Source organism: Azospirillum sp. B21, assembly GCF_008364825.1.
Taxonomy (GTDB): domain Bacteria; phylum Pseudomonadota; class Alphaproteobacteria; order Azospirillales; family Azospirillaceae; genus Azospirillum.
Genome location: NZ_VTTO01000002.1, coordinates 259284 through 286142, shown reverse-complemented (window position 1 = coordinate 286142; position 26859 = coordinate 259284). Strand labels below are relative to the sequence as shown.

Below are 26859 nucleotides of genomic sequence, written 5' to 3'. Positions count from 1 at the left end.
TTGACGTTGACTTCCCCCTGCGCCCGTGGCGAAATCCGCTGGCGCAGGGGATTGTCAATGTCCGAACGGGATCGGGTTTACGGCGTGACGGAACTGGCGGCGGAGTTCGATCTCACGCCGCAGGCGCTGCGCTTTTACGAGGAAAAAGGGCTGCTGACGCCGCAGCGGGCGGGTGGACGGCGTGTCTTCACCTATCGCGACCGCGCGCGGCTGATCCTGATCCAGAAGTTCCGGCGGGTGGGATTCTCGCTGGAGCAGATCGCCGACTATCTCGCCCATTACCGCTCGGGCCGGCCCAGTGCCGGGCAGTATCGCGACGGGCTGCGGAAGATCCGCGCCCGGCTGGCCGAGCTTGAACGGATGCAGTCGGAAATCGCCGAGGTGATCGTCGAGCTGAAGGCGATGGAGGCCGACGCCGAGCGGCGGCTCGCCACCTGCATGCCTGACGAAGACCCGATGCAGAAGATGCCCACACAGAAGAGAAACGAACCGGGAGTGAAACGATGCTGCGTGGAATGATGATGAACGAGCCGCTGCTGGTGACGTCGATCCTGCGTCATGCAGCGCTCTACCACGCCGACACCGAGATCGTGTCGCGCACCACCGAGGGGCCGATCCACCGCTACACCTATGCCGACGCCTGGGTCCGCGCGCAGAAGCTGGCGAATGCGCTGGCTGCGTTGGGGATGAAGCCGGGCGACCGCATCGGCACACTGGCCTGGAACGGCTACCGCCACCTGGAGTGCTATTACGGCATCGGCGGCTCGGGCATGGTCTGCCACACCATCAACCCGCGCCTGTTCCCGGAACAGATCGCCTACATCGTCAACCACGCCGAAGACCGGCTGCTGTTCACCGACCTGACCTTCGTTCCGCTGCTGGAGGGCATCGCCCATGAGCTGACCGGGCTGAAGGGCATCGTCGTGATGACCGACCGGGCCAACATGCCGGAATCCACCCTGCCCGGCCTGCTGTGCTACGAGGATCTGCTGGCCGACCAGCCCGGCGGCTTCGACTGGCCGGATCTCGACGAGAACACCGCCTGCGGCATGTGCTACACCTCCGGCACCACCGGCAACCCGAAGGGCGTGCTGTACAGCCACCGCTCCTCCTACCTGCACGCGATGGCCGCCTGCATGCCGGACGTGTTCGGCCTGTCGGCGGCGGACGTGGTCCTGCCGGTGGTGCCGATGTTCCACGTCAACGCCTGGGGCGTTCCCTATGCCGCGCCGATGGCCGGCGCCAAGCTGGTCTTCCCCGGCGGCAAGCTGGACGGCGCCAGCCTGTACGAGCTGTTCGAGGCCGAGAAGGTCACCAACACCGCCGGCGTGCCGACGGTGTGGCTGGCTCTGCTGAACTGGCTGGATGCCAATAAGAAGAAGCTGACCAGCATGCGCCGCATCGCCATCGGCGGCTCCGCCTGCCCGCCGGTGATGATCCAGCGCTTCCGCGAGATGGGGATCGAGGTTCTGCATGCCTGGGGCATGACGGAAACCAGCCCGCTCGGCCTCGCCAACATGCCCAAGGGCAAGCATGCGGGGCTGAGTGCCGACGATGCGCTGGCGCTGGCTTCCAAGCAGGGGCGGCCGATCTGCGGCGTGCAGTTCCGCGTCGTCGACGGCTCCGGCAACGATGTGCCGCGCGATGGGACCAGCTTCGGCCGGCTGCTGGTGCGCGGCTCCACCGTCTGCTCCGGCTATTTCGGCGTGACGGAAAGCCCGGCGCACCAGATGGTGCCGGGCTGGTTCGAGACCGGCGACGTGGTGACGATGGACGCCGACGGCTATGTCCAGATCGTCGACCGCACCAAGGACGTCATCAAGTCCGGCGGCGAGTGGATCAGCTCCATCGACCTGGAGAACATCGCCGTCGGCCATCCGGGCGTTCAGGAAGCCGCCGCAGTCGCCGTCGCCGACGAGAAGTGGGGCGAGCGCCCGGTCCTGGTGGTGGTGCGCAAGCCGGACTCGGCCGTCACCCGCGAGGAACTGCTGGCGGTCTTCGAGGGCAAAGTTGCCAAGTGGTGCATCCCCGACGACGTCCGCTTCGTCGACAGCCTGCCCCACACCGCCACCGGCAAGCTGCTGAAGAGCGAGATCCGCCACATGCTGACCGACCCCGAAGGGGTGTGAGCCGCGAAGAAAACGGGCCGGACGGCACGAACCGCCCGGCCCAGTGCCCCGCCGGCCGGCGGGGGGACGCACCCGAGGGAGGAGTGTGCGTCTGTTCCGTGCGTCCTCAGCGATCCGACCGCACCCGCGCCACGGCATCGCGCCAGCCGCCATAGAGGCGGTCGCGCTTGCCCTGTTCCATGCGGGGGTCGAAGCGGCGCTCGCTGCCCCAGGCATCGGAGACCGAGTCCAGCCCGTCGAACACCCCCACCCGCAAGGCCGCGAGGCAGGCGGCGCCGAGCGCCGTGGTCTCGATCACCTTCGGGCGTTCGACCGGCATGTCCAGCAGATCGGCCAGGAACTGGCAGAGCCAGTCGTTGGCCGCCATGCCGCCGTCGACGCGGAGCGCGTTGATGGTGCCGCCCCAGTCGCCGCCCATCGCCTCCATCAGGTCGCGGGTCTGGTAGGCGACCGCCTCCAGCGCCGCGCGGGCGATGTGGGCCGGTCCGACATCCAGCGTCATGCCGAAGATCGCGGCGCGGGCATCCGAATCCCAATGCGGCGCACCCAGCCCGACGAAGGCGGGGACGAAATAGACGCCGTGGCTGTCGGGCACGCGGGTCGCCATGTCGTCGGTCTGGCTGGCATGGGTGATGATGCCGATGCCGTCGCGCAGCCACTTGATCGCCGCGCCCGCCACGAAGATCGAGCCCTCCTGCGCATAGGCCGTCCTGCCGTTCAGCCGGTAGGCGACGGTGGTCAGCAGCCGGTTCTTCGACACCACCGGCGTCTCACCGGTGTTGATCAGCGCAAAGCAGCCGGTGCCGTAGGTTGATTTCGCCATGCCCGGCGTCAGGCATGCCTGCCCGAAGGCCGCCGCCTGCTGGTCGCCCGCCACGCCGGCGATAGGAATCGGCCGGCCGAACAGCTCCGGATCGGTCGCGCCGAAATCGTCGGAGCTGTCGAGCACCCGCGGCAGCATGGCGCGCGGCACACGGAACAGCCTCAGCAACTCGTCGTCCCAATCCTGGGCATGGATGTCGAACAGCATGGTGCGCGAGGCGTTGGTCGCGTCGGTCGCATGCACGCGGCGGCCGGTCAGATGGTAGATCAGGAAACTGTCGATGGTGCCGAAGCACAGCTCGCCCCGCTCGGCCCGCGCGCGGGCGCCCGGCACATGGTCGAGAATCCAGGCGATCTTGGTGGCGGAGAAATAGGCGTCGATCAGCAGGCCGGTCTTGGAGCGCACCAGCTCGGCATGGCCGGCGGCCACCAGATCGTGGCAGAGCGACGCGGTGCGGCGGTCCTGCCAGACGATGGCGCGGTGGATCGGTTCGCCGGTGGCACGGTCCCACACCACGGCGGTCTCGCGCTGGTTGGTGATGCCGATGGCGGCGATGCTGGCGACATCGACTCCGGCCTTCTCCACCGCTCCGCGCGCCACGGCGCGGACGTCGCGCAGGATGTCGGCCGGGTCATGCTCGACCCAGCCGTCGCCGGGGTAATGCTGCGGAAACTCGCGCCGTGCCTCGGCCAGCGGAGTCCCACGGCCGTCGAACAGGATCGCCCGCGACGAGGTGGTGCCCTGATCGATGGCGAGGATATGGCCGGCCTTGCTCATGGAAGCGTTCCCTCGTGATTTCTTGCGCTTGATAAGAAAGGGGCGGCGACAGCCTTTCGAAGGAATGCCACCGCCCCAGGGTCACCTCCGGCTCAACCAGGACGAATGCCGGAGGGGAGAACCCGTCGCCGCAGCCGCCGTTAGCGGGCGCGGCCTTCCTTCCAGGCCTTCAGCAGGTCGTCGTAGGCGATGGTCTCGCCCTTGGGCTTCTCGTTGTCCAGCTTGGCCTTCGGAGCGCCCGGCTTGTCGAACCAGACCTTGGCGTCCTCTTCCTTGTTCAGCTGCGGGGCGCACTCGCCGCCGATCTTGGCGCGCTCCATGCGGGCCAGCACCTGCTCCATCTGGGTGGCGAGGTTGTCCATCGCCTGCTGCGGGGTCCGCTCACCCGTGACCGCCTCGGCGATGTTCTGCCACCACAGCGGGGCCAGCTTCGGGTAGTCCGGCACGTTGGTGCCGGTCGGCGACCACGAAACACGGGCCGGGCTGCGGTAGAACTCGACCAGACCGCCCAGCTTCGGGGCGGCGGCAGTCATCGGCTCCGACTTGATGTCGCTTTCGCGGATCGGGGTCAGGCCGACCAGCGTCTTCTTCAGCGACGCGGTCTTCGACACGGTGAACTGGGCGTAGAGCCAGGCGGCCTTGCGGCGTTCCAGCGGGGTGGACTTCAGCAGCGTCCAGGATCCGACGTCCTGGTAGCCCAGCTTCATGCCCTCTTCCCAATAGGGTCCGTGCGGCGAGGGGGCCATGCGCCACTTCGGCGTGCCGTCGGCGTTGACCACCGGCAGGCCCGGCTTGGTCATGTCGGCGGTAAAGGCGGTGTACCAGAAGATCTGCTGCGCGACGTTGCCCTGGGCCGGCACCGGGCCGGATTCGGAGAAGGTCATGCCCGACGCTTCCGGCGGCGCATACTTCTTCAGCCAGTCGATGTATTTGGTCAGGGCATAGACCGAGGCCGGGCCGTTGGTGTCGCCGCCGCGCTTGACCGAAGCGCCGGCCGGGCGGCAGCCCTCGACGCGGATGCCCCACTCGTCCACCGGCTTGCCGTTCGGCAGGCCCTTGTCGCCGGCGCCGGCCATCGACAGCCACGCGTCGGTGAAGCGCCAGCCGAGCGACGGGTCCTTCTTGCCGTAATCCATATGGCCGTAGACGCGGGTGCCGTCGATTTCCTTCACGTCGTTGGTGAAGAACTCGGCGATGTCCTCATAGGCCGACCAGTTCTGCGGGACGCCCAGCTCGTAGCCGTACTTGGCTTTGAACTTCTCCTTCAGGTCGGGGCGGGCGAACCAGTCGGCGCGGAACCAGTAGAGGTTGGCGAACTGCTGGTCGGGCAGTTGGTAGAGCTTGCCGTCCGGGCCGGTGGTGAAGCTGGTGCCGATGAAGTCCTTGATGTCCAGCGTCGGCAGGGTGACGTCCTTGCCCTCGCCCGTCATGAAGTCGGACAGGGCGACCGCCTGGCCGTAGCGGACATGGGTGCCGATCAGGTCGCTGTCGTTGACGTAGGCGTCGTAGACGTTGCGTCCCGACTGCATCTGCGTCTGCAGCTTCTCGATGACGTCGCCTTCCTGGATCAGGTCGTGCTTCAGCCGGATGCCGGTCAGCTCGCTGAACAGGCGGGCCAGCGTCTTCGATTCATATTCGTGCGTGGTGATGGTTTCGGAGACGACGTTGATCTCCATGCCCTTGAAGGGCTCGGCCGCCTTCACGAACCACTCCAGCTCCTTCATCTGCTCGTCCTTGGACAGCGTGGAGGGCTGGAGTTCCTCGATGATGCGCTTGGCGACGGTTTCCTGTTCCGGCGTCATGGCGGCGGACGGCGCGGCCGATCCCATCGCCAGCAGAACGCCGATGCCGCCGGCCATCACCGCGCCGGTCAGACGGCGCCGCAGAGTCTGGTGCTGAAGCATGGTTCCTCCCACTTGATCGACTTGATGTCGGGTTGACGTTTCGTTTTGCTCTTACCGGCGGGAACACCCGCTCTTCCCGTCATCTGCCGCCTTGGCGGCAGTGACGCATTCCGTTCCCCTCCCTTAACCCTACCATTGCCCCCTCCCCGACCCTCCCCCGCTAAAGCGGGAGAGGGGGCCTTGCGGAAGGGCGGCGGTAGTCCCCTCCACCGCCAGAGGCGGGGGAGGGTTAGGGAGGGGGCGATGTACCGTACCTCCTCCCTCAGCCGAACCGGATCACCAGCGCGATCCACGCGAGCGAGACGGCGAAGGCGCCCCACAGCGACACGTCGGTCGCGGCGAGCCATCCCAGATGGATGAAGGCGCTGCTGAGCAGGCCGATGAACAGCCGGTCTCCGCGGGTGGTCCGCATCGGCAGGAAGCCCTTGGCCTCCACCGTCGGCGACATCACCTCCCACACCGTCATGCCGGCCAGCATCAGGGCGATGCAGACGAAGAAGATCGCGGTCGGCGTGGTCCACGCCATCCATTCCATGTCCATTTTAGATCTCCCTCAGACGCGGCCGGTCAAACACGACCGAGTGCGAAGCCCTTGGCGATGTAGTTGCGGACGAACCAGATCACGAGCGCGCCCGGCAGGATGGTCAGCACGCCGGCGGCGGCCAGCAGCCCCCAGTCCATGCCCGACGCGCTGACGGTGCGGGTCATGGTGGCGGCGATCGGTTTGGCGTCGACCGAGGTCAGCGTGCGGGCCAGCAGAAGCTCGACCCAGCTGAACATGAAGCAGAAGAAGGCGGTGACGCCGACGCCGGCCCGGATCATCGGCAGGAACACCGTGCCGAAGAAGCGCGGGAAGCTGTAGCCGTCGATGTAGGCCATCTCATCGATCTCGCGCGGCACGCCGGACATGAAGCCTTCCAGGATCCAGACCGCCAGCGGCACGTTGAACAGGCAGTGGGCCAGCGCCACCGCGATGTGCGTGTCGAACAGGCCGACCGTCTGGTACAGCTGGAAGAAGGGCAGCAGGAACACGGCCGGCGGCGCCATCTTGTTGGTCAGCAGCCAGAAGAAAACGTGCTTGTCGCCGATGAAGCGGTAGCGCGAGAAGGCATAAGCCGCCGGCAGGGCCACCGTCAGCGAGATGATGGTGTTCAGCGTCACATAATAGATCGAGTTGATGTAACCGCTGTACCAGCTGGGATCGGTGAAGATGACGGCGTAATTGCGCAGCGTCGGGTTGTGCGGGTACAGCGTCAGGCCCGACAGGATCTCCTCGTTCGTCTTGAAGGACATGTTGACCATCCAGTAGATGGGCAGCATGAGGAAGACGATGTAGCAGACGAGAATGATCGTCCTGTTCGACACCCGCGCCGAAGACCGGCGGATGTTTGCCGGTGCACTCAGCGAACCGGGGGCGAGAACCGCGGCCTTGCTCATTTCTTCTCTCCCTCGCCGGTGCGTGTGATGATGGTGTAGAAGATGAAGCTGAACAGCAGAACGATCAGGAAGTAGACGATGGAGAAGGCCGCGGCCTTGCCGATGTCGAACTGACCCACCGCCATCTGCGTCAGATACTGGCTGAGGAAGGTGGTGGAATTGCCGGGACCACCGCCGGTCAGCACGAAGGGCTCGGTGTAGATCATGAAGCTGTCCATGAAGCGCAGCAGGACCGCGATGATCAGGACGCCACGCATCTTCGGCAGCTGGATGTAACGGAACACCGCCCATTTCGACGCGCCGTCGATCTTGGCCGCCTGATAGAAGGCCGGCGGGATCGACTGCAGGCCGGCGTAGCACAGCAGCGCCACCAGGCTGGTCCAGTGCCAGACATCCATGACCAGCACGGTCAGCCAGGCATCCAGCGAGTTGTTGGTGTAGTTGTAGTCGATGCCGATGGCGCGGAAGGTGGCGCCCAGCAGGCCGATGTCGCCGCGGCCGAAGATCTGCCAGATGGTGCCGACGACGTTGAACGGGATCAGCAGCGGCAGTGCCAGCAGCACCAGCGTCAGCGACGTCTTGGCGCTACGACCGCCGGGCATGCCGAGCGCGATCAGGATGCCCAGCGGGATCTCGATTGCCAGTACCGCCAGTGAATAGATGATCTGGCGAATCAGCGCATCGTGCAGCCGCTCGTCGGCCAGCACCACTTCGAACCATTCGGTGCCGACGAAGAAGGTCTGGCCGGGGCCGAAGATCTCCTGCACCGAATAATTGACGACGGTCATCAGCGGGATCACCGCGCTGAAGGCGACGATCAGAAAGACCGGGATGATCAGGAACCAAGCCCGGTTGTCCTGGACCTTATCCATGGCTCTTGGCTCCTTAACCGACCAGATGGCTGTCGCGGTAGAGCTTGGTCCACCGGGTTGGGAAACGGATGGCGGCGTCCAGCGCCGGGATTTCCTGCTCCTCGCTCAGCCGGGCCTTCAGCGTGTGGCTGCCAAGCCGCACCGTCGCCAGCTTGGAGGTGCCGAGATCGTCCACGCCGGTGACCTGCACCGGGATGGATCCTGCGCTGCCGCTGCGCGTCAGCTCCAGGAATTCCGGCCGGATGCCCAGCTCGAACTTGCCGCCGACGGCCGGGACGGCGCGGTCGGGCAGAGGGATGGGGATCCCGTCCACCAGCGCATGGTCGTTGCCCAGCGTGCAGGGCATCAGGTTGATGCCGGGGCTGCCGATGAAATAGCCGACGAAGGTGTGCAGCGGATTCTCGAACAGCTCCTGCGGGGTGCCGAGCTGGACCATCGCGCCTTCGTACATCACCGCGACCTTGTCGGCGAAGGTCAGCGCCTCCACTTGGTCGTGGGTCACGTAGATCATGGTTAGGCGGTATTCCTCATGGATCTGGCGCAGCTTGCGGCGCAGGATCCACTTGGTGTGCGGGTCGATGACGGTCAGCGGCTCGTCGAACAGGATGGCCGCCACGTCGGAGCGCACAAGGCCCCGGCCCATCGAGATCTTCTGCTTGGCGTCCGGCGTCAGGCGCTGGGCGCGCTTCTTCAGGTCGGCGGTCAGGTCCAGCGCCTCCGCCACCTGCCGCACCCGGCGGTCGACATCCGCCTCAGGGACCTTGCGGTTGCGCAGGGGGAAGGCGAGATTCTCATACACCGTCATGGTGTCGTAGATGACCGGGAACTGGAACACCTGGGCGATGTTGCGCTCTTCCGGGGTGCAGCGGGTGACGTCCAGCCCGTCGAACAGCACCCGCCCCTCGCTGGGCACCAGCAGGCCGGAGATGATGTTCAGCAGCGTGGACTTGCCGCAGCCCGACGGCCCCAGCAGCGCATAGGCCTTGCCGTCCTCCCACTCCTGCGACAGCCGGCGCAGCGCGTAGTCCTCAGGCCGGGTGGGGTGCGGGTGATAGGAGTGGCCGAGATTGTCGAATTGGATGGTCGCCATCGCTCCCGCCCCTCACGCGATGTTGCGCAGCGCGCCGCGCCGCCAGTTGGGTGCCGCCACCAGTTGCCCGGCGGTGGAGAAGACGAAGATGCGGTCGGGATCGGCATAGACCTGGATCTCGCTGCCGATGGGGTGGCTGTGCACCCCGTCCTCTCGGGCGATCAGCGTGGTTCCGCCATGGCGCAGATGGACGAATGTCTCCGACCCGCTGATCTCCGACAGCTCCACCCTGCCCTTGATCGGCACCAGCCGTTCGTTCCGGCGCAGGACCGTCAGGTGGTTGGCGCGGATGCCGACCTTGCAGGGGCCGGCCGGCAGGTTGCGGTCATGGGCCGACAGCGGCAGGCTGGTGCCGTCGGACAGCGCCACCCGGTCGTTGGTCAGGATCGCGTCCACCACGTTCATCGGCGGGTCGCTGAACACCGCAGCGCATTCCAGCGAAACGGGCGCGTGGAACACGTCGCTGGTCGGTCCAGTCTGCAGCATCCGACCCTCGTGCAGGACCGTGACGTTGCCGCCGAGGATCAGCGCCTCCTGCGGTTCGGTGGTGGCGTAGACGACGGTGGTCTTGCCGTCCGCGAAGATGTCGCGCAGCTCGGCGCGCAGTTCCTCGCGCAACTTGTAGTCCAGGTTGACCAGCGGCTCGTCCAGCAGAAGCAGGCCGGCCCCCTTCACCAGCGCGCGGGCGATGGCGCAGCGCTGCTGCTGTCCACCCGACAATTCGGCCGGAAGCCGTTCAAGATAGGGGTCGATCCGCAACATGGCGGCGGTGCGGCGCACCTTGGCGTCGATCTCCGCCTTGTCCTTGCCCTGGCGGCGCAGCGGCGAGGCGATGTTCTCGTAGACCGTCATCGCCGGGTAGTTGATGAACTGCTGATAGACCATCGCCACGTCGCGATGGCGCACCGACGCGCCGGTCACGTTCTTGCCATTCTCCAGCACGCGCCCGGCGCTGGGCGCATCCAACCCCGCCATCAGCCGCATCAGCGTCGTCTTGCCGGCCAGCGTCCGCCCCAGCAGGACGTTGAAGCTGCCGGGTTGCAGCTCCAGCGCCAGGGGGTGGAGATGCTGCTCGGCGCCGACGCGCTTCGCCACGCCTTCCAGTGTGAGTGTCACCGCAATCCTCCCATCGACCGCAGGCCGGAGCTTTCCCCCGTGTCCCTGCTGGCCGTAGCTTCGCGGCGCCGGTCGAACCAGCCACCGATGGCGTCCCGGACATTTGCGTCCAGGTGCAGCCCAAGTTTGGAGCGCCGCCACAGGAAGTCGTCGCCGGTCATGGCGAACTCCTCCCGCGCGGCATAGTCGAGTTCGGCCTCGTAGACGCCGCCCCCGAAATCGATGCCCAGGTCGCCAAGACCCTTGGCGTCGCCCAGCAGCCGGTCGACCCGCGTGCCGTAGGCCCGCGCCAGCCGGTAGGCCAGCGCCTCCGGCAGCCACGGCCGGCTCCGCTTCAGACCGGCCAGGAAGCCGGCGAAATCGGCGTCGGCGATGTCGCCGCCGGGAAGCGGCGCGTCGGCCGTCCAGGTGACGCCGTCCTTGCCGAGCGCCCGGCCCAGCTTCTCCGTCGCCTCCTCCGCCAGCCGTCGGAAGGTGGTGATCTTGCCACCGAAGATCGACAACATCGGCGCCTCGCCGGCCGGCTCGTCCATTTCCAGCACATAGTCGCGGGTGACGGCCGAGGCGTTGCCGCTGGCGTCGTCGAACAGCGGCCGAACGCCGCTGTAGGTCCAAACCACATCGCTTTCGCGCACCGGCTTCGCGAAATAGCGCGAGACCGCCCGGCACATGTAGGTGATTTCCTCCGCACTGATCGCCACCGCACCGGGATCGCCCGCATAATCGAGGTCCGTGGTGCCGATTAGGGTGAAGTCGCGCTCGTACGGGATGGCGAAGACGATGCGGCGGTCGTCGTTCTGGAAGATGTAGGCGTGTTCGCCTTCGAACATCTTGCGGACGACGATGTGGCTGCCCTTCACCAGACGCACCGACTTGTCGACGGTGACGCCGGTGCGCTTGGCGATCATCTCGCGCACCCAGGGACCGGCGGCATTGACCAGCGCGCGGGCGCGGACGGTGCGGGTGGCGCCCGTGTTCACATCGACCAGCGTCGCTTCCCAAAAGCCATTGCGGCGTTCGGCCTTGTCGCAGCGGGTGCGGGTCAGGATCTCCGCCCCGCGGGCCTTCGCATCCATCGCGTTCAACACGACCAGCCGGCTGTCCTCCACCCAGCAGTCCGAATACTCGAACGCCTTGGTGAAGCCGCCCGACAGCGGCCCTCCGGCCGGCGAGCTGGTCAGATCGACGCCGTGCGAGCCCGGCAGAAGCTTGCGCTTTCCCAGATGATCGTAAAGGAACAGGCCGATGCGCACCATCCAGGCCGGGCGCATGCTGCTGTCGTGGGGCAGGACGAAGCGCATGGGCCAGATGATGTGCGGAGCGGCGCGCAACAGAACCTCGCGCTCCTGCAGCGCTTCGCGCACCAGACGGAATTCGTAATATTCGAGATAGCGCAAGCCGCCATGGATCAGCTTGGTGCTGGCCGACGAGGTGGCGCCCGCAAGGTCGCCCTGTTCGCACAGCACCACCGACATCCCGCGTCCGACCGCGTCGCGGGCGATGCCCGCCCCGTTCGCGCCGCCGCCGACGATCAGAAGGTCGGTAACTGCGGACTCGTTTGCCATGAGTTCCTCTCCGTACCGCGCCGGTTCCTTGCGAACCCGGCCGCTTTCGTTTCGGAACATATGATGTTCGTTCGCGGTTGAAAAGGAAAATGTTTGTTCAGCGGACCATGCTTTGAGGCTACGCCGGTTTGCTCCCGCTGGCTACGGGGAAATGGAGTGGGCGAAGTGGGCGGGACGATGAGCGCGGCAGGTCGTATGTCTGCCGTTGATTGGCGATGCGCTTTCGTTACCGAATATGCTTGTCTAGCAAACAGTCTTGCTCTTACGGTGAGGCTCGCGCGCTGCGGCGGATCGACCGGCGGCGGCGCAGCCACCCGCTTTTCGCTTTGACCCATTCCGCGCATCTGATTCACTGACGCCCCCACAGCCAGCCCCAAACGACCGGAGACAGCCCCCCGATGGATGCGCGCCTGGACGCCGAACGCCGCCAGCAGGAAATCGTGGCCCTGGTCCATGCCAAGGGCATGGTGCAGATCCAATGGCTGGCCGAGCATTTCGACGTCACGCCGCAGACCATCCGCCGCGATATCGAACATCTGGCCGGCCAGTCCGCCGTGCGGCGTTTCCGCGGCGGCGTCACCGTACCGTCGAGCGTGGAGAACATCGCCTATTCCACCCGCCAGACCCTGATGGCGGAGGAAAAGCGCCGCATCGCCGAACTGGTGGCCCGCCATGTGCCGGAGGACGCCTCGCTGTTCCTCAATATCGGCACGACGACGGAGGCAGTGGCCCAGGCCCTGCTCGGCCACAAGCGGCTGCGTGTGCTGACCAACAACCTGAACGTCGCCACCATCCTGCACAAGAACACCAACTTTGCGCTCTCCATCGCCGGCGGCCTCGTGCGCGAACGCGATGGCGGCATCATCGGCGAGGCGACGGTGGAGTTCATCCGCCGCTACAAGGTCGACATCGGCATCATTGGCATCAGCGGCATCGACTCCGAAGGCGACCTGCTGGATTACGACGAGCAGGAGGTCCGCGTCGCCCGCGCCATCATCGAAAGCTCGCGCCGGGTCTTCCTGGTCACCGACCACACCAAGTTCGGCCGCAACGCCATGATCCGCATGGCCGACGTCAGCGTGCTCGACGCCTTGTTCACCGACCGCCTGCCGCCGCCGGAACTGATGGAGGTGCTGGGCAACGCCGACTGCCAGGTCCACGTCGCCGATGGCAGCGAGCCCACGAACGGCGACGTTGAGGATGCGGAGGACTGAAGCGAATTTACCTGTTTCGGCGAAACAGCTTCAAACGCGGCACCCCCACCGCAGCCCCGATGTCGCTTGCCGAACCGGGGCATCGCCTCCACTCTGTGATGTTGGGCCTTGTGAAAGCGGTTGGCCCGGCAAACAGAGATGAGTAGGTGTGCGGTGATCATCGAAAGCGACCTCAAGCTCGACTTCAAGGATGTGCTGATCCGGCCGAAACGCAGTACGCTGCAGAGCCGCAACGACGTGGACGTCAACCGGACCTTCACCTTCCTGCACACCCAGCGCGACTGGACCGGCTTCCCGCTGATCGCCGCCAACATGGACGTCACCGGCAGCATGGGCATGGCCCGCGCGCTATCGCGCTTCGGCGCCATGACCGCCCTGCACAAGCATTACAAGGCCGATGAACTGGCCGCCTTCTTCCGGGAGGAGGCGGAATCCACCGTCCAGTCCAACGTCTTCTATTCGATGGGCATAGCCGACGCCGACCACGACAAGTTCCAGGCGGTGAAGGCCAAGGCGCCGGTGGGGAAGATCTGCCTGGACGTCGCCAACGGCTATACCGAGCGCTTCGTCGAGGTCATCGCCCGCCTGCGCGAGGAGAACCCGGACACCGTCATCATGGCCGGCAACGTCGTCACCGGCGACATGACGGAGGCGCTGCTTCTGGCCGGCGCCGACATCGTCAAGGTCGGCATCGGGCCGGGATCGGTCTGCACCACCCGCAAGATGACCGGCGTCGGCTATCCCCAACTGTCGGCCATCATCGAATGCGCCGACGCCGCCCATGGGCTGAAGGGGCAGGTCTGCGGCGACGGCGGCTGCACGGTGCCGGGCGACATCTCCAAGGCCTATGGCGCCGGCGCCGATTTCGTGATGCTCGGCGGCATGCTGGCCGGTCATGACGAATGCGAGGGCGAGATCCGCTACGAGGACCGCGACGGCAACCGCGTGCCGGTCGCCATGACCTTCTACGGCATGTCGTCGGACACGGCGATGCACAAATATTCCGGGGGCGTCGCCTCCTACCGTGCCTCGGAAGGCAAGACGGTGGATGTCCCCTACCGCGGCCCGGTGGAGAACACGATGCAGGAGATCATGGGCGGCGTGCGCAGCATGATGACCTACATCGGCGCCACCCGGCTGAAGGAAGTGCCGAAACGCACCACCTTCGTCCGCGTCGGCGCCCAGCTGAACACCGTGTTCGGGGGCTGATCCGCCCTCTCGCCGCATGGCTGATCCCTGCCGGACACGTCGTCCGATTCTTGTCTCTTGGTCCCGTTCCGTTCTACTGATTGGGTGAGTGGCGAATCGGATTATCGCGGGAACGAGAGAGCTTATGGACGGGGTGCCCGGCAGCGGAGCGGACATCATCCGCGCGCAGTTGCCGACCCTGCCGGACACGCCCGGCGTCTATCGGATGCTGGCGGCCGACGGGTCGGTCCTTTACGTCGGCAAGGCGAAGAACCTGAAGCGCCGGGTGGCCAGCTACACCCGGACCGACGGGCTGGCCAACCGCACCCGGCGGATGGTGTCGCTCACCCGCTCCATGGAGTTCGTCACCACCCACACCGAGGCCGAGGCGCTGCTGCTGGAAGCGAACCTGATCCGCAGCCTGCTGCCGCCCTTCAACATCCTGGTGAAGGACGACCGCTCCTTTTCCTATATCGTGATCGGGAAAGGTCACGACTTCCCCCGCCTGATGCAGCATCGCGGCAGCGCCGAGCGCCGCGGCACGACAGGCAAGGGCAACCGCCGGGACTCCGACCTGTTCGGCCCCTACGCCTCGCCGCATCTGGTCGGCATGACCATCGCCGCCCTGCAGCGCGCCTTCCTGCTGCGCACTTGTGACGACGGCGTGTTCGCCTCGCGCACCCGCCCCTGCCTGCAGCACCAGATCAAGCGCTGCTCCGCCCCTTGCGTCGGACGTGTCAGCGAGGAGGAATACGCCGATCAGGTGCAGGGCGTGCGCGACGTGCTGTCAGGCCGCAGCGCCGAGGTGCAGGCGGAATTCGCCCGTCACATGCTCGACAGTTCCGACCGCCTGGAATATGAGGACGCCGCCCGCTGGCGCGACCGCATCCGCGCCCTGACCGCGCTGCAGAGCCGCCAGGACATCAATCTGGAGGACACGCTGGGCGACGCCGACGTGCTGGCCCTGCACCGCGAGGGAGGAGCGGCCTGTGTTCAGGCCTTCTTCTTCCGCGGCGGCCGAAACCAGGGCACCCGCGCCTTCTTCCCCCGCATCGACGCGGAGGAGGAGCCGGGCGACATCCTGGCCGCCTTCGCCGCCCAGCTCTATGCCGATACCCCGCCGCCGGCCCTGCTGCTGCTGAGCGATCCGGTCGAGTCACCTGACCTGCTGAGCGACGCGCTGAGCCTGTCGGCCGGCCACCGCGTTGCCGTGGAATGCCCGAAGCGCGGGCCTAAGCGCCGCGCGGTCGAACATGCGCAGACCAACGCCCGCGACGCTCTCGGCCGCCGGCTGGCCGAGCGGTCCACCCAGGCGACACTGCTGGAGGGGGTGGCGCGCGTCTTCGGCCTGCCCGCCGCCCCGCGCCGCATCGAGATTTACGACACCTCGCACATCCAGGGGTCCTTCCCGGTCGGCGCCATGGTGGTGGCCGGGCCGGAGGGGTTCCAGCGCAACGCCTACCGCCGCTTCTACATCCGCGATCCCGACGCCGCCGGCGACGATTACGCCATGCTGCGCGAGACCTTCACCCGCCGCTTTCACCGCAGCAGCGGGGCTGGCCGGGATTCCGGGCAATGGCCCGACCTCGTGCTGATCGACGGCGGCCTCGGCCAATTGAACGCGGTGAAGGACGAGCTGGCGATGCTGCAGATCACCGATATCCCGCTGGTCGCCATCGCCAAGGGGCCGGACCGCAATGCCGGACGCGAGCGATTCTTCCGCCCCGGCCAGCCGCCGCTGACCCTGGCGCCCAACGACCCGGTGCTGCATTTCCTGCAAAGGCTGCGCGACGAGGCCCACCGAACCGCCATCGACAGCCACCGCGCCCGCCGCATGAAGGCGATGTCGCACACCCGCATCGACGGCATTCCCGGCATCGGCCCGACCCGCAAGAAGGCGTTGCTCCACCATTTCGGCAGCGCCACCGCCGTGGCCTCCGCCGGACTGAAGGATCTGGAAGCCGCCCCGGGCATCAGCGCCGCTATCGCGCGAAAGCTCTACGAGCATTTCCACGGATAGGCGTTACGGAACCGTCTTCCCAGTGAACGGGTTCCAGCCCAGCGCCGCCAGCGCTGCCCAGGCGGTGGCGCCCAGGTGGGGCCTGCGGTAGTAGAGGAAGTCGTCGGTCTTGCTGTCCGGTCCGATGGCAAGCCCGGTCGACAGCAACTGTGGACGGGTGGCGTAGAGATAGCCGCCGGGGCTGATCTCCTTCAGCAATTCGCCGAACAGCCGGTCGGCATCGGCACGGCGGCCAACGACGCGGTAGGCGAGCGCCGCCTGCGCCGTGCCCTCCACCCACATGCCGTCACGGTCATCGTTGAAATCGAAGCCGCCGTCGGCGCCATGGGCGCGCTCGGCATAGGACAGCGCGGCACGCCAGGGCTCCGGCGACTTCGGCAGCAGCAGCGGCCAGAGCTGGGCGTCAAGACCGGAGGTGGAGGCGCTGACCGTCACGCCGTCCGGCCCGGTGCCGATGGGGAAATGGTCGCCACCGGCCGTCCACAGCGTGTCGAGGAAGGCGCGCGCCTCTCGTTCGGGCCCGGCGAAGTCGCCGGAAAGCCAGCCGAACAGGGCAACGAGGTCGGTGTTGTGCTCTGTCGATTTCCAGGTCAGCGGCTGCGGCGCGTCGTCGAAGCCCTGCAAGCCGCCGTTGAAGCCGCCGGGGCCGCGCGGATCGCGGGTGTGCTCGACCACCCAGCGCGCCAACTCCGCCGCACCGTCGCGGAACCGGGTTTCACCGGTCGACTCCGCCAGGGTCAGCAGAGCCAGCCCCGCCCAGGCGACGTTGCCGGTGGCGGTGCCGACCTGATAGGGGTCCTCGCCCCAATGGTTGCCGACGGCATCCCACCAGCCGTTGGGCGGAATCGGCCGCTGCTTCTGCGCCCCCGCCCGGTAGGTGTTGCGCAGCCGCCCCTTCCAGCCGGCGCGGTCGAGCGACACGGCGTCCAGCAGCGCTTCGCCGATGCGCAAGGCACGGTCCTGCCGGCCGCAAGCGGTCAGCGCCATGATTGCCAGCGCGTTGTCATAGGTGAAGGCGGCGTTGGATAGCGCCGGCTCAGAGGTCGGGCCGGGAGCGTAGGAATTGTCGTAGCTGCGCAGGAACAGCGGCCCGCGCCCCGACACCTCATCGACCCGCGACACAAGCGTGGCGCAGGTCTTCTGAGCCAGTTCCTTCGCTGGCGCCGGCACGGCGGGAGCGGCGGAGATCGGACCGGTCATGACGGCGGAAATCCCGAAGACGACCGCCGCCAGCACGGCGCTGCGAAACCGTTCGCCCCCCCGCGGGAGCACTCGCTTGACGCAGATACGCTTTGACATCGACACCGCCGGCCAGTTCCAGAAAGGTCCAGATATGGCCCTTTTACCGACCCGCGGCAACCGAACGGGACGGCGTAAACTCCCCCTTTCCGACCCCCAAGTCCCCTCTCCCCCCCGGGGAGAGGGTTAGGGTGAGGGGTGCCGCGGCGAGGATTCTTGGGATAGCCACGCCGTGCGTCCCCCTCACCCCGACCCTCTCCCCAGGGGGGAGAGGGGGAAATGCACGACCTCAAAGCCCCACCTTACAGCGGCGCCAGCCCCGCCATCATGTGCTTCTTGCGGTCGGCATAGACGCTGCCCAGTTCGGCGGCGCGGGAGTCGTCGAGGACGTCCTTGGCTTCCTCGAACAGCTCCTCCTCCTCCTCGTCCAGGTGGTGGCGGACCAGTTCGCCCAGGACCTGCAGCTTTTCCTTCCAGCCGCTGTCGCTGGTCTTCATCGCGTTCAACTCGTCCAGCAGGCCGTTGATCAGGTGATGCTCGTTCAGCCCCTCGATGGTTTCCGACTTCGCCTCCTTGGCCTTCTTCAGCGAGGCGTAGAACACGCCCTCCTCGACCTTGGAGTGGGCCCACAGCTCGCGCTGCAGCTCCTCGAACACGGCGCGGCCGCTGCCGTTGGCCTTCTCGGTCTGATCGAGAAGGCTGCGGATGGTGTCGTGGTCGGTCTTGATGCGGGCGAAGATGTCGGCCTGGGTACCGGTGGTCTTGCTGGCCATCGTCGGGGTCCTTGGCAATTGTCGGGGGCGGCCGCCGGAGAGCGGTCGCGAAAAAGCTTGCCAATAGAACCCCGCCGCGGCCGGACTGTTCCCAGCGACCGGCACCACCCGCCCGGCCCTGCGGCCCTTTCAGCCCTGCGGATGCGTTTCCACGAATTCCCGCAGGGTGTGCATCAGCTCCACCGCATGGGCGACCTGCCCGTGGGCACAGGCCTCCGCGATGTCGTCGGCGATGATATGGGCGATGCGGTCGGGCCCGCCGGGGCAGTGGGCAAGGCAATGGCCCATTTCCACCGCAACCATTTCCGGCAGATGTTCGTGTTCGGCGATCGCGTCGATCTCGGCTTCGGTGAGATCGCTCAGCGCGATGCAGTCCTTGATCGTCAACATGGCGCGTTCCTCCCAGGAACGGCCGGGCCTCCCTGCGGACAGGGGCGGATCGGTTCGGCTGGAACGCCCGCCTTGAAACGGCCGTCGCCGCAGGGCATCCCCGCCCGATTGGGCGGCGGGGATGCCGCGCGGCCGAAGACCGGCAAAGATCAGTGAGCCATCAGAACCGGCAGCCCGGCGTGGTTCAGCACGTAGCGCGTGACACCGCCCAGGATCATTTCCCGCATCCGGCTGTGGCCATAGCCGCCCATGACAAGCAGGTCGGCGCCCAGCTCCACGGCTTTCTTGGTGACCGTCTCCCCAACGGGTTCCGATCCCGGATGCAATATAGTTAACTCAGGGTTAACGCCCTGCCAAGCGAGATAATCGGTGATGCGGCGTCCTGTCGCGGCCTCCGTTACCGAGGTCTCGGCGGTCAGCACCACCGCGCGCTCGGCGCTGCGCAGGAAGGGCAGTGCCGCGGCGACGGCGCGGGTCGCCTCCGCCTTGCCGTTCCAGGCGACGGCGACGGTGCGGCCGATCTCCGCAGGCAGGTCTTTCGGCACCAGCAGCACCGGCCGGGCGGAGCCCAGCAGCGCAGTTTCCATGGTGGTGTAGCCCTGGGTGTCGGCCTCGATGGAGGTGTGGGCACAGACGATCAGGTCGGACAGGCGGCCTTCGGCCGGCACCACGTCCTCAACCCGCCCGACGGCCTCGCGCCAGGCGGCGGACGGCGCCTCCACCCCGCCGGGGACGTCGCGCAGCTCGATCCCGGATTCGGCGATCACCGTGTCGAAATGCCGGCGCGCGGCGGCGCGATGCTTGTCCGATTCCGACTCCGCCGCGCGCATGATCTCGTCCACCATGGCGCCGGACATGCCCTCGCCCAGCATCGGCACGGCATCGCGCGGGTCGAGGCGCACGAACAGGGCGATCAAATGCGCGTCGTAATCCTTCGCGACCGCGACCGCACCTTTGAGGGCCACCGGATCGTTGTCACTGCCGCACAGCGGCACAAGGATGGTCTTGTAGGTCATGGACTCCTCCCGGACCGATTCGAGCGGCCCTTCCCGGACGGCGCCGGTCCGCCCGCCGGTGCGGCGGGGCATTCACCGTGCCGTCGTTCGCCCCATCATCATAACGGTATGGTCGTAGCGGTCCACGGCCCGGGGCGGAGCCGTCGACTTTCGACATTCGGCCCTTAACATGTTGTCCGTCCTGGAATTAGGCCAAGCTTGCGCGGGCCTCGTCCAGCACATCCGCTGCAACCCTGCCAGCATCCAGGCGCGTCCAATCGATTGTACCCAAATCATAGCTTTCCTGCCGTTCCACCACGTCGGCGGTGGCGTCTGACGCGTCGTTGCGACGATTGGCCACACGCTCCACCCGCGCGGTCAGCGGCGCCTCCAGCCAGATTCCGTCGAATCGCACTCCGGCATCCGCGGCGACCGAGGCGAGGCGGCGGCGCTCCGCCGGCCGGGCGCTGACCGCGTCGACCACCACCGCATGCCCGACCGCCAACACGGCGGCGGCCCGCCGGTACAGTTCGGCATAGACCCGCTCCGTCATGGCCGGGGCATAGCCGTCCTCCGGCAGCCGGTCGGTGTCGGCCACGCCGCACAGCCGCTTGCGCAGCACGTCCGTGCGCAGGACCACCGCACCGGGTGCCGGTCCCAGGCCGGGGGCGAGCCCTTCGGCAAGCCGCGTCTTGCCGGTGCCGGACAGGCCGCCGACAGCGACCAGCCGCGCCGGTGCCGGGTCGAGCGCCGCCAGCGCATGGTCCAGATATCGCCGCGCCTCCTCCGCCAGACCGGAAGCGGCGCCACTCAGCCGCAGTGCTGCGGCCAGCACCTTGGCCCGCACCGCTGCGCGGAGCGACAGGAACAGCGGCAGCGCCGCCAGCCCGCCGTAATCGCCCGTCTCCTCCAGATATCGGTTCAGCACCACAGTGCCGAGCGGCCGCAGCGCCCGGTGGTCGAGGTCCATCAGAAGGAAGGCGAGGTCGTAGAAGACATCGGCGACCGCCAGCGTCTCGTCGAACTCGATGGCGTCGAACAGGGTCGGCTCGCCGTCCAGCAGGACGATGTTGCGCAGATGCAGGTCGCCATGCCCGTACCGGACGAAGCCCGTCCGCCGCCGTTCCTCCAGCAGTGGCGCCAGACGGTCGAGCGTCGCGGTGGTGTGCTCCGCCAGCCGTGCCACCAAGGCTTCGGGGAACAGGTCGGGGGCGGCGCGCAGATCCTCCAGATTGCCGTCGGCGACCGCCCGCATCGCCTCCGCACCGCCGCCATCCGGCCTGGGGTCGGCCTCGCGATGGAAGGCGGCGATCCGTTCGGCCAGCCGGCGCATCAGGTCGGGGGTCAGCCGGTGCCGCTCCGCCATGCGGTCGAGCAGCGCATCGTCCGGGAAGCGCGTCATCGACACCAGCCAATCGACCGCCTCGCCCGCGCCGTCGCCGGCATCCAGGAACAGCCGTCCATCGGCGCCGCGGCGGAGTGCCACCACGTCCCGATAGAGCGCTGGCGCGGTGCGGCGGTTGATCGCCAGTTCCGCAAGACAGGCGGCGTGGCGCTTCTCCACCGTCGAATAGTCCAGATAGGGATAGCGTACCGCGCGCTTCAGCTTCAGCGCGCGGTCACCGGCCAGGAAAACCAGGGCGGCATGGGTGTCGATCCGCTCCACCGCCTGGCCGTCATGGCTGTGCGGATCGCCCAGAAAGGCGATCGCCTCTTCCTGCTGGCCCTCCTGCTGGCTGGGGCCCTGCCGCGGGCTCGGGCGCCGATCGACGGGATGTGCGGTCATGACGTGATGGTAACAGAGCAGCGCCCCGCCCCGCTCCTGCTTTCATGGTTGAAACGCCGATGCCAATCACGACATCCTAGGGGTAGCGCCGATACACCATGGGACGACGGCCACGCCCCATCGTTATAGTGGCCGAGAACGCCTGCTTGGAGCCGACGCGTCACCGGAGGGTGCCCGTGAACCGCCTGTTCAGCCACCTGACGCACAGCACTCCCGCCACGGCGCGGGCCGGCCTGATCGCCGGTGCGCTCGCCGCCATCCTTACGTGCATCCATGCGGGACCGGCAGCGGCACAGACGATCGACGCCGACGGGCGATTCGGCAATTGGGCGCTGGGCGGCCTCGCCTACAGCCTGCAGCCGCCGGCGGACAGCAGCCTCACCGTCCTCAACAGCAAGATGAGGATCGGCGCCTCGTTGATCCCGCAGATCGAAGGCTACGCCAGCGTGCAGCCCTGGATCGGGCCAGGCACGGGAAGCAGCCTGACCCCGCGCGGCGCCGTGACCGGGCTGGCCGGCGGGCTGCCCGGAACGGGAAGCGCAGGTGTTTCCGGCGGGCTGGCCGGCATCATGGGCGGCGTGCTGATCGACGTCCCGCTCGGCTCCTTCGTCTTCACGCCCAGCGTCGGCGCCGGCACCCTGCCCGCCGTGCGGCGGGACGGCGCGCCCACCACCGAATTCCGCTCGCAGCTGGAACTGGGATATCAATTCGACAACAACTCCCGCTTCAGCCTGGGCTACAGCCGCATCGTCAACGATGCCGCCGCAGGGGATCCGGCGGCGGGCACCAACAACGTCTTCGGCTTTTATTACCGTTTGCCTTTCGGCGGCCCCTGAACCCATCCGCGCGACAGGACATCGTGTCGCGGCGTCTGGCAGTGGGAAAGCGCGCGCCGCGGTAGCGTCTTAACTGCATTTTAAACATGGTTGGCTCAAGTGGACCCGGACCGAACGCTCCCCGGGGAACCCACCATGGCCACCAAGCGCAAGACCGCCGCCTCCGCTGCTCCCGCAACCGCTCCTTCCGCTGCCGCACCCGTGTTCGAAGCGCCGGTGGAAAGCTGGGCCGACACCATTCTGCGGACCAACTTCGCGTCGGTGGAGCAGGACAGCATCGTCCTGCTGCAGGCGGCCAGCAGCCTTCTGGAATCGGATTCGCCGGATCCGGACAAGGTCAACATCGCGCTGGACCAGAATCTGAAGCTGTGGATCGCGATCAAGACCGTCCTGCTGAACGACGATTGCCCGGTCGAGCCGGAGGTGAAGGCCAACCTGCGCAATCTGGCGCAGTATGTCGTCTCCACCACCATGCTGGCGACCCAGGGCGCAATCGAGACGAGCAAGCTGGTCTCGCTGGCCCGCCTGAACATGAACATCGCCGAGGGCCTGCTGAGCGGCCAGCGCAACCGGATGATCCAGGAACGCGCCTATCAGATCTGGGAAGAGGAAGGCCGTCCGGAAGGGCGCGAGCAGGAACACTGGCTGCGCGCCGAGGCCGAAGTGTCCGGCCTGTTCAAAGTTTAAGAACATCAATCCCTTATACAGGCGGGTCTGACGGGTTTTCGCAACGCCGCCATACCGCATGGACATGACCGCCCGCGTCGCGACACCGTGACGCGGGCGTTTGCGCTTGGTAGGCTCGGCGCACCGTGACAGTCCCGCCGCAAACCCTCTCCAAGCCGCACAAGCGCATCGACAACACCCCGCTCGGCATCGGTTCGATGCTGGCGTCGGTGCTGTTCTTCTCGCTGATGAACGTCCTGGCGAAGCTCCTGATGGACCGCTTCCCGGTGACCGAAGTGATGTTCTTCCGCAGCCTGTTCGCGCTGATTCCGGTCTGTCTGTCGATCCATCTGGGCAAGGGCTTCGCGTCCACGCTGTACACGCGCCACCCCTGGGGTCATATGGGGCGGTCGCTGATCGGGCTGACCACCATGGTCGCCATGTTCTGGTCGTTCCACCTGCTGCCGCTGGGCGATGCCATTGCGCTGAACTTCGCCGCCCCGCTGTTCCTCACCGCGCTCTCCGTGCCGCTGCTCAGCGAGAAGGTCGGCATCCACCGCTGGAGCGCGGTGCTGGTGGGCTTCGCCGGCGTGCTGATCATCGTGCAGCCCAGCGGCGACGTGCTGAACCTGGGGGCCATCATCGCGCTGGCCGGCGCGCTGACCAATGCGCTGGCGATGATCGCCATCCGTCAGCTGAGCCGGACGGAACCGCCGGACACCATCGTCTTCTATTTCACCCTGCTGACCACCGTCCTGCTGGGGCTGACCCTGCCCTTTTCCTGGGTCACGCCGGAGCCGATGGACTGGCTTCTGCTGGTGGCGACCGGGCTGCTGGGCGGCTGCGGGCAGCTGGCGCTGACGCGGGCCTATTCGCTGGCGCCGGCCGCAGTGGTGGCGCCGCTGAACTACACCTCGCTTTTGCTGGCGGTCGGCTTCGGCTGGCTGATGTGGGGGGAGGTGCCGACCGGCACCATGGTGATCGGGGCCGCGGTGGTGATGGCGAGCGGCCTGTACATCCTGCATCGCGAGACCCGGCGCCGCGCCACCCCGTCCCAGCCGCTGCCGCCCGGCGACGGCGACTGAAGGCTCAACCGCCTGTGTCCGCTTCGGATTTTCGCGCCATAGTTTCGCCGCCATAGTTTCGCCACTGCGCAATGATGGGCTGTACCATCGCGCCGGTGGGCAAAATCCATCGGCGGCGCCTATATGATTGGCGTGCGCAGCAGTATCGGTGGGCGGCGGCGGACCGGCTGCAATTCGGCGCGGAGGGGGCGGCATGAAGCAGAACGAGCGACGCGGCGACTCCGGACTCGGCGACAGCCGGCCTGCCGACGGCATTCGGCAGGGCGATGGCGTGCGGGAACCGCGCTTCCGGCTGGCCCAGGCGCACGCGGCGCTGTTATGGGAACGGCTTGGGCCGGCGCTGTGGGCGCCGCTGTCCGTGCTGGGCGCCTTCCTGGCGCTGGCCCTGCTGAATCTGCTGATCCTGTTGCCGGGCTGGCTGCATGCGCTGGCGCTGCTGGCGCTCGCCGCAGCCTTCCTGCTGTCGCTCGTCGTCGGGGTCCGGCGCTTCCGCGCCCCGGCCGAGGATGAGGCGCGACGGCGACTGGAGCGCGACAGCGGCCTGGACCACCGTCCGCTGCACACCCTTCGCGACCGCCCGGCCGGCAACGACCCGATGGCCCAGGCCCTGTGGCGCCTGCACCAGGAGCGCGCCCGCGCCGCGATGCGCAGCCTCCGCGTCGCCTGGCCGGGGACCGAGGTGCCGTCGCACGACCGCTACGCCTTGCGGGCCCTTGTGATCCTGGCGCTGGTTGTGGCGGGGGCCGCCGCCTGGGGCGACTGGCGCCCGCGGGTGGCCGCCGCCCTGACCCCGCGGTTCGATGGCGGCTCCGCCACGGCCACGGCGACGCTCGATCTCTGGATCAACCCGCCCGAGTATACCGGGCTGCCGCCGGTCTTCCTGAAATCCGGCTCCACCGCCACACCAGCCGGCACGCCCGGCCCTACGCCCCCCGGCCAGCAAGGAGCCAACAAGCAGGCGCCCGGCCAGCAGCCGGCCAACCAGCCGGTCCAGGTTCCGCAGGGCAGCCTCGTGCTGGCCCGCGTCACCGGCGGCAGCGGCACCCCCAGCCTGGAGGCCGGCGACCAGACCGGCCAGTTCGAGGCGGTGGATTCCACCAATTTCCAGGTGCAAAGGCCGGTGACCGGCGGCACCCGCATCTCCGTCACCCAGGGCGGCCGCACGCTCGGCTCCTGGCCGATCGAGGTGGTGCCGGACCGCGCGCCCATCATCGCCCATGCCAGCCCGCCATCGGCTGCGGAGCGCGGCGCCCTGAAGCTGGACTATGCCGCCCGCGACGATTACGGCCTCACCGAGGTGAAGGCGCAAATCCGCCTCGCCCCCACCGTTACGCCGGTGCCCGACGCCTTGAAGACCGACGCCGACAAGAAAGCGGCGCAGGAGAAGGCGGATGGCGCCGAGATGCTGGAGCTTGCGCTGTCACTGCCCGGACTCCGCCCGAAGGAGGCGCACAGCACCGCCTTCCAGGACCTGACCGCCCACCCCTGGGCCGGCATGCCGGTGACCGTGCGCCTGACCGCCACCGACGGTGCCGGCCAGACCGGCCGGTCGGAGGATGCGGCGATCACCCTGCCGGAACGGACCTTCAACCACCCGGTCGCCCGCGCCATCGTGAACCAGCGCAAGATCCTGACCCGCAACCCGCAGGGTTCGCGGGTGCAGGTCGCCCGCGCGCTGGCCGAGATCTCCGCCCGGCCCGGCACCTATGGCGACGACATCGTCGCCTTCCTGTCTATGCGCACCGCCATCGCCCGGCTGATGCTGGATGAGAGCGCCGAGGCCATCCCCCCGCTGCAGCAGCTGATGTGGGAAACCGCGCTACGCATCGAGGACGGCGGCCTGTCGCTGGCCGAGAAGGATCTGCGCGACGCCGAGAAGCGGCTGTCCGAGGCGCTTGACAAGAATGCGTCGGACGAGGAGCTGAACCGCCTGATGGACGAGCTGCAGGCGGCGCTCGACAAGTTCCTGGACGCCATGGAACAGCGGATGATGGAAGCTCTGCAGCGCGGCGAGCAGCTGCCCATGGTCCCGCCGGAGATGGCCGACCAGATGACGGACCGCAACGACCTGCAGCAGATGCTCGACCAGATGCGCGAGATGGCGCAGACGGGATCGCGCGACGCCGCGCGCCAGATGCTGTCCCAGCTGCAGCAGATGCTGGAGAACATGCGCTCCGGCGCCATGGCCCAGATGAACCAGCAGAACGGCCAGCAGCAGAACCAGAACTGGGAGATGATGCAGCAGTTGCAGAAGCTGGCACAGCAGCAGCAGCAGCTTCTGGACCAGAGCTTCCGCCAGTCGCAGGAGTCGATGGACCAGCAACAGCAGGGCCAGCAGGGCGAACAGCCGCGCAACCGCCAGCCCAACCAGCGCCGCAACCAGAACGGCCAGCAGCAGAACGGCCAGCAGCAGAACGGCCAGCAGAACCCCGGTAGCCCGACCCTGCAGAAGCAGGCCGAACAGCAGGAAGCCCTGCGCCGCCAGCTTGGCGAGCTGATGCGCAGGATGGGCGAGCAGCAGGGCGGCGAGATCCCGCAGCCGCTGGGCCGCGCCGAACGCGCCATGCGGGACGCCGCCCAAGCCCTGCAGCGGGGCGCCCCCGGCGCCGCCGTACCGTCGCAGACCGAAGCGATGGAACAGCTTCAGCAGGGGATGCAGGGCATGGCCGAACAGATGGCCCAGCAGATGATGATGGGCCAGGGACCGGCCATGATGGGCCAGCAGGGCCAGATGCCGCGCCAGAACGGCCGTGGCCGCGACCCGTTGGGCCGCCGCCCGTCCGGCTACGGCATGCAGGATTCCAACGACGTGAAGATCCCGGAACAGTCGGAGCTTCAGCGCGCCCGCGAAATCCTCGACGAACTCCGCCGCCGCTCCGGTCAATACGGCCGCCCACAGGAGGAACGCAACTACATCGACCGCCTGCTGAAGCAGTTCTGACCGGGACCTGCAG

Annotated in this window: 22 protein-coding genes; 9 read left to right on the top strand and 13 right to left on the bottom strand. The window is 67.6% G+C overall.

The annotated features are described in order from the left end of the window. Positions 1 to 57: 57 nt before the first annotated feature. Both FZ983_RS06045 and FZ983_RS06040 read left to right on the top strand, forming a co-directional pair. The gene (locus FZ983_RS06045; protein ID WP_149222681.1) at positions 58 to 519 is read left to right on the top strand and encodes a MerR family DNA-binding transcriptional regulator; all 462 of its coding nucleotides are present in this window, start codon (positions 58 to 60) and stop codon (positions 517 to 519) included. Next, positions 504 to 2129, top strand: coding sequence for a 3-(methylthio)propionyl-CoA ligase (locus FZ983_RS06040; protein ID WP_149222680.1), 1626 nt, complete (start codon positions 504 to 506; stop codon positions 2127 to 2129). The genes FZ983_RS06045 and FZ983_RS06040 overlap by 16 nt, the downstream gene beginning before the upstream one ends. A 106-nt stretch (positions 2130 to 2235) precedes the next feature. On the opposite strand, the gene glpK is transcribed toward FZ983_RS06040, so the two are convergent. The 8 genes from glpK to glpD all read right to left on the bottom strand — a co-directional run bounded on the left by glpK (position 2236) and on the right by glpD (position 11713). Further along, the gene (gene glpK / locus FZ983_RS06035) at positions 2236 to 3729 is read right to left on the bottom strand and encodes a glycerol kinase GlpK (RefSeq protein ID WP_149222679.1); all 1494 of its coding nucleotides are present in this window, start codon (positions 3727 to 3729) and stop codon (positions 2236 to 2238) included. Positions 3730 to 3869: 140 nt separating this feature from the next. Next, positions 3870 to 5633, bottom strand: coding sequence for an ABC transporter substrate-binding protein (locus tag FZ983_RS06030; protein ID WP_149222678.1), 1764 nt, complete (start codon positions 5631 to 5633; stop codon positions 3870 to 3872). A gap of 262 nt (positions 5634 to 5895) precedes the next feature. Further along, on the bottom strand, positions 5896 to 6174 hold the full coding sequence (locus tag FZ983_RS06025; RefSeq protein ID WP_247883607.1) for a DUF2160 domain-containing protein: 279 nt from the start codon (positions 6172 to 6174) through the stop codon (positions 5896 to 5898). 26 nt (positions 6175 to 6200) lie between these two features. Beyond that, positions 6201 to 6998 (bottom strand): carbohydrate ABC transporter permease, encoded by a 798-nt coding sequence (locus FZ983_RS06020; protein ID WP_149223055.1) that lies wholly within the window; start codon positions 6996 to 6998, stop codon positions 6201 to 6203. Positions 6999 to 7066: 68 nt separating this feature from the next. Further along, a complete protein-coding gene (locus tag FZ983_RS06015; protein WP_149222677.1) occupies positions 7067 to 7942 on the bottom strand; it encodes a sugar ABC transporter permease in 876 nt (291 codons plus the stop codon). 13 nt (positions 7943 to 7955) lie between these two features. Further along, a complete protein-coding gene (locus FZ983_RS06010) occupies positions 7956 to 9032 on the bottom strand; it encodes an ABC transporter ATP-binding protein (RefSeq protein WP_149222676.1) in 1077 nt (358 codons plus the stop codon). Between the two features lie 12 nt (positions 9033 to 9044). Then, complete coding sequence (locus tag FZ983_RS06005) at positions 9045 to 10148, bottom strand: ABC transporter ATP-binding protein (protein WP_149222675.1); 1104 nt, start codon at positions 10146 to 10148, stop codon at positions 9045 to 9047. Next, on the bottom strand, positions 10145 to 11713 hold the full coding sequence (gene glpD / locus FZ983_RS06000) for a glycerol-3-phosphate dehydrogenase (RefSeq protein ID WP_149222674.1): 1569 nt from the start codon (positions 11711 to 11713) through the stop codon (positions 10145 to 10147). The genes FZ983_RS06005 and glpD overlap by 4 nt, the downstream gene beginning before the upstream one ends. Positions 11714 to 12123: 410 nt before the next feature. Between glpD and FZ983_RS05995 the strand changes: the two genes are divergently transcribed. The 3 genes from FZ983_RS05995 to uvrC all read left to right on the top strand — a co-directional run bounded on the left by FZ983_RS05995 (position 12124) and on the right by uvrC (position 16135). Then, positions 12124 to 12927: a DeoR family transcriptional regulator gene (locus FZ983_RS05995; RefSeq protein ID WP_247883664.1), complete on the top strand. Its 804-nt coding sequence runs from the start codon at positions 12124 to 12126 to the stop codon at positions 12925 to 12927. 153 nt (positions 12928 to 13080) lie between these two features. Beyond that, entirely contained in the window at positions 13081 to 14136 is a 1056-nt protein-coding gene (locus tag FZ983_RS05990; RefSeq protein WP_149222672.1) for a GMP reductase, read from the top strand. A gap of 124 nt (positions 14137 to 14260) precedes the next feature. Beyond that, a complete protein-coding gene (gene uvrC / locus FZ983_RS05985) occupies positions 14261 to 16135 on the top strand; it encodes an excinuclease ABC subunit UvrC (protein WP_149222671.1) in 1875 nt (624 codons plus the stop codon). A 3-nt stretch (positions 16136 to 16138) separates the two neighbouring features. On the opposite strand, the gene FZ983_RS05980 is transcribed toward uvrC, so the two are convergent. From FZ983_RS05980 to FZ983_RS05960, 5 genes are all read right to left on the bottom strand, one after another. After that, positions 16139 to 17335 carry a hypothetical protein gene (locus tag FZ983_RS05980; RefSeq protein ID WP_247883606.1) on the bottom strand — a complete coding sequence of 399 codons (1197 nt, stop codon included), beginning with the start codon at positions 17333 to 17335 and terminating at the stop codon, positions 16139 to 16141. A gap of 341 nt (positions 17336 to 17676) precedes the next feature. After that, a complete protein-coding gene (locus tag FZ983_RS05975; protein WP_149222669.1) occupies positions 17677 to 18147 on the bottom strand; it encodes a hemerythrin domain-containing protein in 471 nt (156 codons plus the stop codon). Between the two features lie 129 nt (positions 18148 to 18276). Then, positions 18277 to 18537: a hypothetical protein gene (locus FZ983_RS05970; protein ID WP_149222668.1), complete on the bottom strand. Its 261-nt coding sequence runs from the start codon at positions 18535 to 18537 to the stop codon at positions 18277 to 18279. A gap of 149 nt (positions 18538 to 18686) precedes the next feature. Then, complete coding sequence (locus FZ983_RS05965; protein ID WP_188092254.1) at positions 18687 to 19553, bottom strand: universal stress protein; 867 nt, start codon at positions 19551 to 19553, stop codon at positions 18687 to 18689. A gap of 187 nt (positions 19554 to 19740) precedes the next feature. Next, complete coding sequence (locus FZ983_RS05960; RefSeq protein ID WP_149222666.1) at positions 19741 to 21318, bottom strand: bifunctional aminoglycoside phosphotransferase/ATP-binding protein; 1578 nt, start codon at positions 21316 to 21318, stop codon at positions 19741 to 19743. 176 nt (positions 21319 to 21494) lie between these two features. On the opposite strand from FZ983_RS05960, the gene FZ983_RS05955 reads away from it, so the two are divergent. The 4 genes from FZ983_RS05955 (at position 21495) to FZ983_RS05940 (ending at position 26846) form a co-directional block, all read left to right on the top strand. Then, the gene (locus tag FZ983_RS05955; protein ID WP_149222665.1) at positions 21495 to 22154 is read left to right on the top strand and encodes a hypothetical protein; all 660 of its coding nucleotides are present in this window, start codon (positions 21495 to 21497) and stop codon (positions 22152 to 22154) included. Positions 22155 to 22289: 135 nt separating this feature from the next. Continuing rightward, positions 22290 to 22841, top strand: a complete 552-nt coding sequence (locus FZ983_RS05950) for a DUF2934 domain-containing protein (RefSeq protein WP_149222664.1) — start codon at positions 22290 to 22292, stop codon at positions 22839 to 22841. A 125-nt stretch (positions 22842 to 22966) separates the two neighbouring features. After that, a complete protein-coding gene (locus FZ983_RS05945) occupies positions 22967 to 23905 on the top strand; it encodes a DMT family transporter (protein WP_188092253.1) in 939 nt (312 codons plus the stop codon). A 193-nt stretch (positions 23906 to 24098) separates the two neighbouring features. Continuing rightward, positions 24099 to 26846, top strand: coding sequence for a TIGR02302 family protein (locus FZ983_RS05940; RefSeq protein ID WP_149222663.1), 2748 nt, complete (start codon positions 24099 to 24101; stop codon positions 26844 to 26846). Positions 26847 to 26859: the final 13 nt, after the last annotated feature.